Genomic DNA, 13,023 nt, shown 5'->3' on the forward strand with positions numbered 1-13,023 from the left:
ACACGCTTGGACTTCCGGGCCCGATCAGGCTCGCCCGGGGATCGTGGAGGCTTCGGCACGCCCCGATTGTCCCGCCCCGCAAGAGAGAACACCCGCAACGACTCACCCTATTGCCGAAAGATCTTTAAGCGCCTAGCAGACCCCGTTCGTAGGCCACCGCCACGGCGGCGGCGCGGTCCTTCACGCCCAGCTTGGCGTAGACGTGCACCAGGTGCGTCTTCACGGTCGCCTCGCTGATGAAGAGCTTCGCCGCCGCCTCGCGGTTCGTGCACCCGCGTGCGATCAGGCCCAACACCTCCACCTCGCGGTCGCTCAACGGCTCCGCCGCGGGCGTGCGGACCTGACCCACCAGCCGGGTCGCCACCGACGGCGACAGCACCGCCTCTCCCCTGGCCGCCGAACGCACCGCCCGGAACAGCTCCTCGCGCGGCGTGTCCTTCAAGAGGTACCCGGTGGCACCGGCCTTGATCGCGGGCAGCACGTCGCTGTCCGTGTCGTACGTGGTCAGCACCAGCACGCGGGTCGGGAAGTCACGCAGCCGCTCGATCGCCGTGACGCCGTCCACGCCGGGCATCCGCAGGTCCATCAGCACGACGTCCGGCCGCGCGGCCCGCACCACGGCCACCGCCTCCGCGCCGTCCGCCGCCTCACCCACCACCTCGACGTCACCGGCGCCCGCGAGCATCCCGCGCAGCCCGTCGCGCACCACCGGGTGGTCGTCCACGATCACCACGCGGATCACCGGGCAACCTCCGCCGGGATCGCGGGCACCGACGCGGACACCGCCGTGCCGCCGCCCGGCTCCGACTCCACGACCAGCGCACCCGCCAGGCGGGACACCCGCTGCCGCATGCCGACCAGCCCGAAACCGTCCGTGTGCGCCGCCGGGTCGAACCCGGCGCCGTCGTCGCGCACGTCCAGCGTCACCACGTCCTCCATGTACGACAACGTCAACCCGACACGTGAAGCGCGGGCGTGCTTGGCCACGTTCGTCAACGCCTCCTGCGCGGTGCGCAGCAACGTCACCTCCACCTCGGGGTGCAGAGCGCGCGCTGCACCCGTCGTGTGCACCGACGCGGCCACCCCGGTCTGGTCGGTCCACCCCGTGACGACCTCGGCCAGCGCGTCCGGCAGGTTCGCGTCCTCCAACGCCGGCGGGCTGAGGGCGTGCACCGAACGACGGGCCTCGGCCAGGTTCTCCCGCGCCAGCCGCAACGCCGTTTCAACGTGACGAGGCGGGTTCTCGTCGGCCTGGAGCTGGGTGATGATGCCGGTGAACCCCTGGGCGAGCGTGTCGTGGATCTCCCGCGCCAACCGCTGCCGCTCGTCCAGCACACCCGCCTCACGGGCCTGGATGAGCAGCTGGGCGTGCAGGCCCGCGTTCTCCTCCATCATCGCCGCCAGCTCGGCCACCATCTCCTTGCGGCGCCTGGACTGCTCCGTGGTGACGTGCCCCAGCATGGTGAACGTGGAGGCGATCGTCACGATGAACACGACGATGAGCGCGTAGACCACGATCGGTCCGGGCTCGGCCGGCGGGAGGCCGCCGAACAGGGACGTCGCCGCCAGCACCCCGTTGACCGCCACCCCGGCGAACTTCCACCCGCCGGGCAGGACCTCGATCGCGTAGATGTACCCGGCGAAGGAGTAGAACCCGAACATCGGGTCACTCAGCCCCAGCACCCCGTACGCCACCAGGACACCGACGAAGAACACCGCCATCAGGCCGGGTCGGGAGCGCCAGCCCGGGTGCAGGGTGAACCACCACAGCATCCACAGAGCGGTCGCCACCGCGATGCCGACGTTGACGGCCTTGGTCTGCCCCTGGTCCGGCGTCATCACCAGGTACATCACCGTCGACAGCACCAGCACGAAGTACGGGATGGCGTGCCCGGCGACGTTCAACCGCCGTTCCCAGCTGTCGAGCGCGTCCATCACGCCCACCCCCTACTCCCAGCGGAACGACTTCGCCGCGACCGTACCGGCCACCAGCGTGATCAGGGCCGGCACACCGACCTGCACCGGATCCGGCGCGACGCCCAGCCACGACTCCTGCAACGCCTCCACGCCCGGCGGCAGGTACTCGCCGACGCGGATCAGGAACTCCGGCATCAGGAACCGGGGCAGGTACGCCCCGCCGAAGAACATGACCAGCATGAACACCACCGTCGCCCAGCCACCGGCGGACCGCGCGTTCGGCGCCCAGGCCGCGATCAGCAGGCCCAGGGCGGACAGCGACAGCATGCCCAGCAGGCACGTCACCAGGAACCCGACCGGGTGGTGCGGCAGGTCGATGTCGAACACCAACCGGCACACCAGCATGAGCAGCACCAGGGAGGTCGCGCCCGCGATCACGTTGACGACGACCTGGGCGATCAGCAGGCGTGCGGGGTGGACGGGGGTGGTGGAGAAGCGGCGCAGCACGCCCTTCTCGCGGTAGGTGGCGACGGTGGCGGGCAGCTTGTTCAGGCCCAGGAACGCCAACGCGATCACCACCAGCGTGGACACGTAGGCGTCGATGAACCGCAGGTTGCCGAACTGGGGGTCGGGGGTGCGCAACGCGGGGATCGCGCCGAGCACCAGCAGCAGGATGGTCGGGAAGAGGATGGCGAACACCACCATGCTCGGCTCGCGCAGGAACAGCTTCCACTCGGTGTTGACGATCTTCAGCATGGTGCTCACTCCGTGAACGTGCGGCCGGTGAGGCGGATGAAGGCGTCGTCCAGGCCCGCCTGCTCGATGCGCAGGTCGGCGGCGACGACGTGGTTGCGGGCGAGCATGGACGTGACGGCGTGCAGCAGGTTGCCGGTGCCGGTCACGACGAGCTGCGGTCCGTGCTCCTCGACCTTCGAGACCTCGGGCAGCTCTTCGAGCAGCGCGACGTCGAACGGCGTGGCCGGACGGAACCGGACCCGCTGCTCACCGTCCACTCGTGACACCAGCCCGGCCGGGCTGTCCACCGCGACGAGCCTGCCCGCGTCGATCAGCGCGATCCGGTCGCACAGCCGCTCGGCTTCTTCCATGAAGTGGGTGACCAGGACGACCGTGACGCCGGAGTCGCGGATCTGCTCGACCAGGCTCCACGTGTCGCGGCGGGCCTGCGGGTCCAGGCCCGTGGTCAGCTCGTCCAGCACCGCGACCTTGGGCTTGCCGATCAGCGCCAACGCGATGGAGACGCGTTGCTTCTGGCCGCCGGAGAGCTTGCGGTACTCCGTCCTGACCCGATCGGCCAGGTCCAGTCGGGCCAGCAGCTCCCGCCAGTCGGCGGAGTCGCGGTAGAAGGAGGCGTAGAGGTCCAGCGCCTCGCCGACCCGGATGCGGTCGGGCAGTTCACTCTGCTGCAACTGAACACCCAACCGGGTGCGCAGTTTCACCCGATCGCGTTGCGGGTCCAGCCCGTCGACACGGATCGTGCCGCCGTCCGGCGAGCGCAGCCCCTCGACGCACTCGACGGTCGTGGTCTTCCCCGCCCCGTTCGGGCCGAGGATCCCGAAGATCTCCCCCTCGTCGACGGTGAACGACACACCGTCCACCGCGACCTTCCGGTCGTACCTCTTGACGAGGTCGACCACCTCGATGATTGCCATGCCTCAAGCGTGGTCGCGGCGGCGTTCGTCCGGATCACTCGGCGGGCCAGACCTCGGATCAACCGATCGGTTGATCGCCCGTAGACCACCCTGAACCCCCTCAGGGGTACGTGAGCGTTGAATTCAGGGGTCCTGAACGTAGGACTCTCGCGTTCCCAACGTAGGACTCTCGCGCTCTGAACGTAGGACACACCCGACGCGAACGTAGGACACACCGCACGCGAATGTAGGACTCTCGGGTGGTCAGGGGGTTAGGCCGTGTAGGACTTGGGTGAGCAGGGCGGTTACCACCTGCTCGTTGTGGTCCTTGTCGCCTGGGCGGAAGGTGCGGGCGGCGGCTTCTACGGCGCCGTGGATCAGGACGGCTCGCAGGCCCGGTTCGGGGACGTGGGCTTCCGCTAGGACGCCGACCAGGGGTGCCAGGAGTTTTTCGTGCTCGGCGCGGATCTGGGTGCGGGCGGCCTCGGGCAGCGCGTGGGCGGAGAGGGCGACGACGGCGCTGTGGCTGCCGTCGGCGATGATCTCCAGCTCGGTGCGGAGGTAGGCCTCGACCTTGGCCTCGACGCCCTCCACCGAGTGAACGGCGTCGACCAGCTTGCGCGCCCACTCCGGCAACTCGTCGGACACGATCGCGGCGACCAGCTCCTCGCGGGAGCGGAAGTACTCGTACAGGCTCGGCCGCGACAGACCGACGCGGCGGGCCAGCGACGCGAGGGTCAGTGCGTCCGCACCCTCCGACGCGACGATGTCGCGCCCCGCGTCCAGCAGGTCCCGCAGCCGGTTCGCGCGGTGCTGCGCGAGGGTGTCGGCGCTGATCCTGGGCACGCGCCAGATCCTAGCCCTTGCTTTACCGACGCACCGTTGGAATAGTTCCCTACACAGCGTCGGGAACCACGGAGGTGTCGGATGTTCGTCGCGACCAACCGATTGTTCGTCCCCGCCGAGCGCGCCGAGGAGTTCGAGGCGCACTTCCGCGACAACATGCGCACCTACCTGCCCGGCGTTCCCGGCCTGCGCCGCAGCACGCTGCTCCGCCCCACCCGCCCGGACCAGCCGTACGTGTCGGTCAACGAGTTCGACACCGAGGACGACTTCCGCGCCTGGGTCGCGTCGGACTCCTTCAAAGAGGCGCACAAGCGCAACGCCGGCATCGCCCGCCACGTGACGGGCAACGCCGTGGAGACCTTCCAGCCGTCGGAAGACCTCGTGCTCCTCACCTGATCAGGAGCGTGACCACGGTCACGGGATGGTGATCGCCTTCATCCGGTTGATCTCGTCGGTCTGGGTCGCCACCACGTCGTTGGCCATCTCCTCGACCCGCACGTCGGAGCCGGTGGACAGCACTTCGACCGCCATCTGCAACGCGCCCTCGTGGTGGGCGGTCATCAGCTGGAGGTAGAGCCGGTCGAAGTCCGCGCCACGGGCCGCCTTCAACGCGGCCAGCTGCGCTTCGGTGGCCATGCCGGGCATGGACTCGTGGTCCACGTCCGGCAGGTCGGCGCTGTGGCCGTGCGCGGACGCGTTCTCGGCGAACTGCCGCTGCCACTGCTCCATGGCACCGATCTCCGGCCCCTGCGTGTCGTAAATCCGCGACGCCAGGCCGCGCACTGTCTCGTTCTGCGCGCGTTCCGGTGCCAGCGCGGACATGTCCAACGCCTGCTTGTGGTGCACGATCATGCGGGCCACGTACTTCAGGTCCGCCTCACTCGGCGCGACCCACCGGTCGGTGCCGATGTCGTCGGGCGACAACGTCTGCGCCTGCTCACCGGGGCCCTGCGGCACGATGATCGGCGGCTGGTCCTCCGCCTGCGCGGTGCACCCCGCCAGAACGGCGATCAGCACCGCGACGAACACGATCCGCATCCCACTCCCCCTAGTAACTCCGGTCGGCCGCCAAGGTACCCGGCGGCCCCGACGGCCGGAAGTCGAAAAGATTCCCGACGATTGGCTCTGGTTCTTAGCGTTGCGAACGGGCGATACTGCGAACCCTGCACTGGGTTGGAAGGGGAACCTGAAGTGGAAGCACGCGATTCGACGCGGCGGCGCAGAACGCCGACCGCGGTCTTGGGGGCGTTCGCGCTGAGCCTGTCGGTCCTGACCTGGGCGCCTCAGGCGACCGCGGCTCCGGACGACGCCGACTTGGCCGGGCTGTCCGAGGCACAGCTCTCGAGCCAGGAGCAGCCGGCCGCCGGCATTCCCGGCGTCGACGAGATCCGCAACAGCCGTAACGTCAAGCACCTGGCGAACCTGCCGAAGCCCGCGCCGTTCACCGCGTCCTCGACGTGGTCGGACCTGGCTTTCCAGAACGGCTACGCGTTCGACGGCAACTACGACGGCTTCGTCATCTACGACGTGCGCAACCCGCACAAGCCGTCGATCGTGAGCACGGTGCTGTGCCCCGGCTCACAGAACGACATCTCGGTCAAGGACAACCTGCTGTTCCTGTCCACCGACTCGTCGCGCAGCGACAACTCCTGCTCCAGCACGCCTCTCCCCGCGACCAACAAGGACGCGTGGGAAGGCATCAAGGTCTTCGACATCAGCGACAAGAAGAACCCGAAGTACGTCGCCGCGGTCGAGACGAAGTGCGGTTCGCACACCCACACGCTGGTGCCGGACAAGAAGGGCAAGGACGTCTACCTGTACATCTCGTCCTACGGGCCCAACGCGACCTTCCCGGACTGCCAGCCGCCGCACGACCTGATCTCCATCGTGAAGGTGCCGCTGAAGAACCCGGCGGCGGCCTCGCTGCTCTCCGAGCCGGTGCTGTTCCCGGACGGCGGCAACCCCGGTCGTGACGGCACGATCGAGGACGGCTACGTCCGCGCCACCTCGGGCTGCCACGACATCACCGTGTACCCGTCGAAGGACCTCGCGGCCGGCGCCTGCATGGGTGACGGCGTGCTGTGGGACATCTCGGACCGCGAGCACCTGCGTGAGATCAGCCGTGTGCAGGACAACGTGAACTTCGCGTTCTGGCACTCGGCCACCTTCAACAACGCCGGCACCAAGGTCGTCTTCACCGACGAGCTCGGCGGCGGCAGCGCGGCCACCTGCAACGAGAAGATCGGCCCGCTGCGCGGTGCGGACGGCATCTACGACATCACCGGTCGCGGTGACGGTCGCAAGCTGGAGTTCCGCTCGTACTACAAGATCTCCCGGACCCAGGCCGACACCGAGAACTGCGTCGCGCACAACGGTTCGCTGATCCCCGTGCAGGGTCGCGACATCATGGTGCAGGCGTGGTACCAGGGCGGCATCTCGATCTGGGACTTCACCGACTCCAGCAACCCCAAGGAGATCGGCTGGTTCGAGCGCGGCCCGCTGCCCAACGGCGCCGGCGGCGGCTCGTGGTCGGCGTACTACTACAACGGCTACATCTTCTCGTCCGACATGGCCAAGGGCTTCGACGTGCTGGACATCCGCGACCCGCGGACGGCGACGGCGAAGTTCGTCCGCGTCGGCGAGTTGAACGTGCAGACGCAGGGCGCCTACCGGGACCTGTTCCCGCGGTAGCCCGGACGGCCTAGCCGTTCAGACGCACCAGGAGGGGCCCGCCGCACACCAGCGGCGGGCCCCTTCGTCTGCACGGCCCCACGCGGTCTCGCACGACCCTGTGAACATTGCATATTCCCCCTTTAACACCGCGGTGTCGCGCACAGGTACTCCTTGGCGGTGAATTCGCCCGCAATTCGGCCCTGCCGAGAGTAGAATCGAAGGTGATTCCTCTTCACGAATTCCTCGCGAGGAGTATTCCCATGCCGGACATGACCCTCTACCGGGGTGAGCGCAACAATGTCTGGCCGGACCCTGCCGTGCGCCTCATCTGGGGTGGCATGACGATTCGGGACCCGTGGCCGGGCGCGCGCCTGCCGAACCAGACGGCCACCGGCGCGTTGCCCGCGCTCTCGCGGGCGATCAGCACCGGTGGCGGCGACCTGGCGGCGTTCTCCCGCACCCTGCGCACGGCGGGCGTCTCGTACGGGCTGACCTTCGCCCGCACGCCCATCCCCGTCGACTCGGAATCCCACCACCACTACGTGGTCACGATCCACCACGCCCGCACGTTCCTGTTGCGCTACGGCGGCGTCGGCGGCTGGACTCTGGGCGACGAAGTGCCGTGGGTGACCGATCCGACCCTGGCCGACCAGGATTACGTGGTGCTGAACGGACCGGGCGTGAGCCGGTCGACGGTATTGGGTTACGGCCATTTCGCCGACGCGCCGGAAGTCACCTTGTTCACCGACGTGCCGACCGGGTGGGTGACTTCCGTGAACGGTCAGCCGATCGGCGCACGCGGTGTGCGCGTGCTGACCGATTCGGCGTTGTCCGAAGCCGAACGGCTCAGGTTGACGAAATTGCGCCGGCCGTAGCGCCGGGCCGTCATGGGCCGGTACCACGTCGTCATGCCGGGATCACGCCTCCACGACCATGAGCCTGCCGACCGCGAGGTCGAGCGCGACGGTCGTGCCGGGCGGGAAGTCGGCCGCCCGGCTGGCCGGCTGGTCCACCCGCACGATCTGCTCGTCGCCGTCGAGCCGGACGGACAGCCTGGTCACCGGCCCGAGGAAGCTCTGCGTGAGCACGTTGCCGACCAGCGCGCCGTTGGCCTGACCGCTGTGCTGCGCGATGCCGATGTCCTCCGGCCGCACGATCACCTTCACGTCACCGGACAGTCCGTCGGCCGCGTCCGTGGCCAGCCGGAACGCGCCCAGCCGCACACAGCCCGCCTCGGCGGTGCCGTACACCGCGTTGGTGACGCCGACGAACTGCGCGACGAACGCGGACGCGGGCTCGCGGTACACGACCGCGGGCGTGTCCAGCTGCTCCAACCTGCCCTGCGACATCACGCCGACGCGGTCGGAGACGGCCAGCGCCTCCTCCTGGTCGTGCGTGACGAACAGCGTGGTCATGCCCAACTCGGTCTGGATGCGCCGGATCTCGTCACGCAGGTTCACCCGCACCTTGGCGTCCAGCGCGGACAGCGGCTCGTCCAGCAGCAGCACGCGCGGCTGGATCGCCAACGCGCGGGCCAGCGCCACGCGCTGCTGCTGGCCGCCGGACAGCTGGTGCGGGTACCGCTTGCCCAGGTGCCCGAGCCCGACCAGCTCCAGCAGTTCGGCGACCCGCCCGGCCCGGTCCGGCGCCTTGCGCAGCCGCAGGCCGAACGCGACGTTCTGCGTCACGGTCATGTTCGGGAACAGGCTGTAGGCCTGGAACACCATGCCCATGTCCCGCTTGTTCGCGGGCACACCGGTGATGTCGCGGCCGTCCACCCGGACCGTGCCCGAGTCCGCGATCTCGAACCCGGCGACGATGCGCAACGCCGTCGTCTTGCCGCAGCCGCTCGGTCCGAGCAGGCTGACCAGCTCGCCCTCGGCGAGTTCCAGGTCGAGCCCGTCGAGCGCGGTCTGGCCGCCGAACGACTTGCGAAGCCCGTCCAGTCGCAGGTACCCCATGATCAGCCTTCCTCGACGGCGGTGTCCCGCCGCCGCCTGCCGATGAACGAGAGCAGGAACAGCAGCACGAACGCGAACAGCAGGCTCAGCAGCGACACCGCGATCGACACGCCCGCGTCGCGCTTGCCGAGCAGGTTGACCTGGACCTGCAACGTGTCGAAGTTCAGCAGCGACGCGATGGTGAACTCCCCGAGCACCAACGCCACCGACAGCAGCGACGCGCCGATCAGCGCGGTGCGGATGTTGGGCACCACGATCCGCAGCAGCACCGTGCCCCAGGACGCGCCCAGCCCGCGGGCCGCCTCCGCCAACGTCTTCAGGTCGATCGCGGACAGGCCCGCGTCGATCGCCCGGTAGGCGAACGGCAGCACCAGCACCGCGTAGGCGAACGTCAGCGTCAACGGCGAGTCGCCGAGGAAGTAGTTCACCCACGCGTACAGCGGCGCCATGCCCACCACCAGCACGATCGCCGGGATGGCCACCGGCAGCAGGCACAGGAACTCCACCAGCCGGCGCAGTTTCGGCAGCCGCAGCCGGATCCACGTCATGGTCGGCACCAGCAGCACCAGCATGACCAGCGAACTGGCCACCGCCAGCTGCACCGACACCAGGATCGACTCGACCAGGTCCGGGTCGTCCACGATCCCCGACCACGACGCGAGGCTGCGCGCGCCGCCGACACCCCGGGTGGAGAACTCCGCCATCGCGAACAGCGGCAGCAGGAAGAACACGCCGAGCACCAGCAGGATCACGAACCGGACGACAGCACGCCCGGTCGATCCGGACGGTTTGGTCACCGCTGCCATCGGGCGAACCTCCGCTGCAACAACGCGTACAGACCCATCGCCACGCCGACCACCACGACCATGCCCAGACCGAGCGCCTTGCCCAGGTTCTCCTGCCCCAGCAGCACCTCGCCGGTCAGGAAGCCCCGGATCTGCAACGGCACGATCGGGCTGCCCTGCGACACCAGCGCCGCCGCCGTGGCGTAGGCGGAGAACGCGTTGGCGAACAGCAGCAACAACGAGCCGAGGAACGCGGGCAGCAGGATCGGGCCGCCGACGTGCCGCCAGTACGTCCACGACGAGCCGCCGAGGCTGTCCACCGCCTCACGCCACTGCGGGCGCAGACCGTCCAGCGCGGGCAGGAACACGATGACCATCAGCGGGATCTGGAAGAACGTGTAGACCAGGGTCAGGCCGGGCAGTTCGAACAGCCACGCGCCGGTGGCGAACAGGTCGACGCCGAACGAGTCCCTGAGGAACTGCGTGACGAAGCCCTGGAAGCCGATCGTGGCCAGGAACGCGAACGCCAGCGGCACGCCGCCGAACTGGGCGAGCACACCGGCACCGGCCACCACCACCCGGCGCAGCAGCCCTTCCGGCTTGCCAACAGCCACGGCCCACGACAGCAGCGCGCCGAACACCGCGCCCAGCAGGGCGGTGACCGCGGAAAGCTCCACGCTGCGCAGGAACGCCTGGAGGTACACGCCGCGGGTCAGGTCGGCCAGGTTGTCCAGCGTGAACGCGCCGTCCGAGTCCTGGAACGACCCGGCGAGCACCAGCACCGTCGGGTAGAGCAGGAACGTGCCGACGTAGGCCAGGAACGGCACCACGACCAGCCACGCCAACCACGTCCGACCGGGCCCGCGGCCGGGGGAGGCTTTCTCAGAACCCCCGACCGCGGTCGTGACGGGTGCGACCACCGGTCAGCCCACCGCCTGCGCCCACGTGGAGGACAGCACCTGCTTTGCCTTGTCCGACTGCTCCTGGGTCAGGAACACCTGCTCGCCCTCGGTCTTCGGCAGCTTCGCCGCCGCGTCCGCGTCGACCGTGCCGGCCGCCGTCATCGCGTCCATCCGCACCGGCCGCGACAGGCCCTTGAGGAAGATGTTCTGGCCCTCGTCGGAGTACAGGAACTCCTGCCACAGGCGCGCGGCGGCCGGGTGCGGCGCGTCCTTGTTGATCGCCTGGTTGTAGTACGCGCCGACCTGCGCGCCCGGCGGCACGACGACCTTCCAGTCCGCCTTGCCCGCGAGCTTCGCGGTCTGCGCGGCGTTGGTGTAGTCCCAGTCGATCACGACCGGCGTCTGGCCGGACTCGATGGTCGCGGGCGACGGGTCGACCGGCAGGAAGTTGCCGGCGGCCTTGAGCCGCTTGAAGAACTCGACGCCGGGCGCGATGTCGTCGGCCGAGCCGCCGTTGTCGAGCGAGGCCATCACCACGCCGGAGAACGCGGCGCCGGCCTGCGTCGGGTCGCCGTTGAGCGCGACCTTGCCCTGGTACTCGGGCTTGAGCAGGTCCTTGACCGACGCCGGGGCGGGCACCTTGGCGGCGTCGTAGCCGATGGACATGAAGCCGCCGTAGTCGGCGTAGTAGAGCCCGGACGGCTCCTTCAGCTCGCCGGGGATGTCCGACCACTTCTCCACCTGGTACGGCGCGAACAAGTCCGTGTTCGCCAACGCCACGTTCAGGCCGAGGTCGAACACGTCCGGCGCGCGGTCGCCGCCCTTGAGCTGCTTGGCGGCGTTGATCTCGTCCTGGCTGGAGGCGTCCGGCTGCGCGGAGTCGACCTCGATGCCGTACTCCGCCTCGAAGGCCTTGATCATCTCGCCGTAGTTCGCCCAGTCCGGCGGCAGCGCGATGACGTTGAGCTTGCCCTCCTTCTTGGCGGCCTCGACGAGCTTGTCCAGCCCGCCGAAATCGGCGGCGGACTTCGCGGTGGCGGCGGGGGTGTCGCTCGCGGCGCCGTTCTGGGGCGGTGGCGTGCCGCAGGCCGCGACCAGTGCCAGCGCGGTGACGCCGATGCCTGCCGACCGCAGGACTCGGATGTGGTTCACGGTCGAACCTTTCTCGGGGTGACGAGGTTTCGCGCACGACCAACGGGCGGATGCTACCGGCCGGATCGGCCCGGATGAGACCACTGCGCTGGGCCATTTGACGCCACCGCGACGCCGACACCCACTCTCCGGTTCCCGCGGGTGGGCCGATGGTGTTGTTCCCTCTCGGAAAGGGCTGACCTGCCACCACCATTTCCGCCGATAGGCCTACTCATGTTTTCCACCGGTCGTAACGCATTCACACCCTGTTCGACATCTGGTTGTCACGTGACGGAATGCCCTAACCCGAGTCCCCTTAGAAGGGCGAGGTTCATGCGTCACCCACGAAGATTCACCGCGTTGGCCGCCGTCAGCGCGCTCCTGCTCCCCGTCGGACTGCCGTCGACCGCGTCGGCCGCACCTGTCCCCGGCGAAGACGTGCTCGCGGACTTCGACCAGGGTGTGCTCCAGGACGTCAACCACGACTCCCCGGACAACGACCAACTCCAACTCGACCGGCGGAGCGCGTTCTTCCCGTTCGTCAACGTCGCCGCGTCCGCGCGCGGCACGATGCTGCGCATCGACGTGAACACCGGCGCGATCGTCGGCGAATGGCTGTCCGCGCCGGACGGGCGCGGGCGCAACCCGTCCCGCACCACCGTGGACAAGCTCGGGAACACCTGGCTGTCCAACCGGAACGAGGCAACCGGCGGGCAGGGCTCGGTCACCCGCGTCGGCGTGATCCTCGGCGGCACGAGGGCGAACGCCGACGGCACGGACAACCCGACGGGCGACCACCTGAAGGGCCCGTTCGCCTACAACACATCGAGGTGGGCGTCATCCAGTCGAACGCGTCGGTGACCTGCGACGCCGACCTGAACCCGCGGTTCGCCGGGTCGTCGCAGATAGCGAGCCTGCGGATCAACGGGGTCGCGGTGAACGTGGGCAGCGCGCCGCTGACCATCCCGCTGCTGATCGGCTCGTTGCAGCTCAACAGCACCACGACCACGTCGACGAGCGTGGTGCAGCGGGCCTTCGCGCTGGACACCGCGTTGACCGACGTGGTGCTCGGTGAGGCGAAGGCGAACGTGGAGACGTTGCCGGGCGAGCCCGGCGGCAGCCCCTGCCGGGTCTGAGCGGGCACCCCACTAGTAGCCGT

At 69.2% G+C, this 13,023-nt stretch carries 15 protein-coding genes; 5 read left to right on the forward strand and 10 right to left on the reverse strand.

What is annotated here, in order from left to right; genetic code table 11:
• Window positions 1-124 precede the first annotated feature (124 nt).
• The 5 genes from FM051_RS44820 to FM051_RS44840 form a co-directional block, all read right to left on the reverse strand.
• Window positions 125-742, reverse strand: a complete 618-nt coding sequence (locus FM051_RS44820) for a response regulator (protein ID WP_158853185.1) — start codon at window positions 740-742, stop codon at window positions 125-127.
• On the reverse strand, window positions 739-1,935 hold the full coding sequence (locus FM051_RS44825; protein ID WP_158853186.1) for a sensor histidine kinase: 1,197 nt from the start codon (window positions 1,933-1,935) through the stop codon (window positions 739-741). Before FM051_RS44825 ends, FM051_RS44820 begins: the two co-directional genes overlap by 4 nt.
• Before the next feature lie 12 nt (window positions 1,936-1,947).
• Window positions 1,948-2,673, reverse strand: a complete 726-nt coding sequence (locus tag FM051_RS44830; protein ID WP_238413128.1) for an ABC transporter permease — start codon at window positions 2,671-2,673, stop codon at window positions 1,948-1,950.
• A 5-nt stretch (window positions 2,674-2,678) separates the two neighbouring features.
• Window positions 2,679-3,587: an ABC transporter ATP-binding protein gene (locus tag FM051_RS44835; RefSeq protein WP_158853188.1), complete on the reverse strand. Its 909-nt coding sequence runs from the start codon at window positions 3,585-3,587 to the stop codon at window positions 2,679-2,681.
• Window positions 3,588-3,830: 243 nt separating this feature from the next.
• Window positions 3,831-4,412 carry a TetR/AcrR family transcriptional regulator gene (locus tag FM051_RS44840; protein WP_158853189.1) on the reverse strand — a complete coding sequence of 194 codons (582 nt, stop codon included), beginning with the start codon at window positions 4,410-4,412 and terminating at the stop codon, window positions 3,831-3,833.
• Between the two features lie 81 nt (window positions 4,413-4,493).
• Between FM051_RS44840 and FM051_RS44845 the strand changes: the two genes are divergently transcribed.
• Window positions 4,494-4,808 carry an antibiotic biosynthesis monooxygenase family protein gene (locus FM051_RS44845; RefSeq protein WP_158853190.1) on the forward strand — a complete coding sequence of 105 codons (315 nt, stop codon included), beginning with the start codon at window positions 4,494-4,496 and terminating at the stop codon, window positions 4,806-4,808.
• Window positions 4,809-4,826: 18 nt separating this feature from the next.
• Here the strand turns inward: FM051_RS44845 and FM051_RS44850 are convergent, their stop codons facing one another.
• Complete coding sequence (locus FM051_RS44850) at window positions 4,827-5,450, reverse strand: DUF305 domain-containing protein (RefSeq protein WP_158853191.1); 624 nt, start codon at window positions 5,448-5,450, stop codon at window positions 4,827-4,829.
• A gap of 153 nt (window positions 5,451-5,603) precedes the next feature.
• On the opposite strand from FM051_RS44850, the gene FM051_RS44855 reads away from it, so the two are divergent.
• Complete coding sequence (locus FM051_RS44855; protein WP_158853192.1) at window positions 5,604-7,103, forward strand: LVIVD repeat-containing protein; 1,500 nt, start codon at window positions 5,604-5,606, stop codon at window positions 7,101-7,103.
• 242 nt (window positions 7,104-7,345) lie between these two features.
• Window positions 7,346-7,960: a hypothetical protein gene (locus tag FM051_RS44860; RefSeq protein ID WP_158853193.1), complete on the forward strand. Its 615-nt coding sequence runs from the start codon at window positions 7,346-7,348 to the stop codon at window positions 7,958-7,960.
• A gap of 42 nt (window positions 7,961-8,002) precedes the next feature.
• On the opposite strand, the gene FM051_RS44865 is transcribed toward FM051_RS44860, so the two are convergent.
• Genes FM051_RS44865 through FM051_RS44880 form a run of 4 tightly spaced genes read right to left on the reverse strand, consistent with a single transcriptional unit; the run spans window position 8,003 to window position 11,885 of the window.
• Window positions 8,003-9,046, reverse strand: coding sequence for an ABC transporter ATP-binding protein (locus tag FM051_RS44865; protein WP_158853194.1), 1,044 nt, complete (start codon window positions 9,044-9,046; stop codon window positions 8,003-8,005).
• Between the two features lie 2 nt (window positions 9,047-9,048).
• The gene (locus FM051_RS44870; RefSeq protein WP_158853195.1) at window positions 9,049-9,852 is read right to left on the reverse strand and encodes an ABC transporter permease; all 804 of its coding nucleotides are present in this window, start codon (window positions 9,850-9,852) and stop codon (window positions 9,049-9,051) included.
• A complete protein-coding gene (locus FM051_RS44875; RefSeq protein ID WP_158853196.1) occupies window positions 9,840-10,751 on the reverse strand; it encodes an ABC transporter permease in 912 nt (303 codons plus the stop codon). The genes FM051_RS44870 and FM051_RS44875 overlap by 13 nt, the downstream gene beginning before the upstream one ends.
• Before the next feature lie 3 nt (window positions 10,752-10,754).
• On the reverse strand, window positions 10,755-11,885 hold the full coding sequence (locus tag FM051_RS44880; protein WP_158853197.1) for an ABC transporter substrate-binding protein: 1,131 nt from the start codon (window positions 11,883-11,885) through the stop codon (window positions 10,755-10,757).
• Window positions 11,886-12,197: 312 nt separating this feature from the next.
• Between FM051_RS44880 and FM051_RS44885 the strand changes: the two genes are divergently transcribed.
• Both FM051_RS44885 and FM051_RS44890 read left to right on the forward strand, forming a co-directional pair.
• A complete protein-coding gene (locus FM051_RS44885; RefSeq protein WP_202919383.1) occupies window positions 12,198-12,725 on the forward strand; it encodes a hypothetical protein in 528 nt (175 codons plus the stop codon).
• Window positions 12,695-13,000, forward strand: coding sequence for a choice-of-anchor P family protein (locus FM051_RS44890; protein ID WP_158853198.1), 306 nt, complete (start codon window positions 12,695-12,697; stop codon window positions 12,998-13,000). Before FM051_RS44885 ends, FM051_RS44890 begins: the two co-directional genes overlap by 31 nt.
• Window positions 13,001-13,023: the final 23 nt, after the last annotated feature.

This window comes from Saccharothrix deserti, from assembly GCF_009769385.1.
Taxonomy (GTDB): Bacteria; Actinomycetota; Actinomycetes; order Mycobacteriales; family Pseudonocardiaceae; genus Actinosynnema; species Actinosynnema deserti.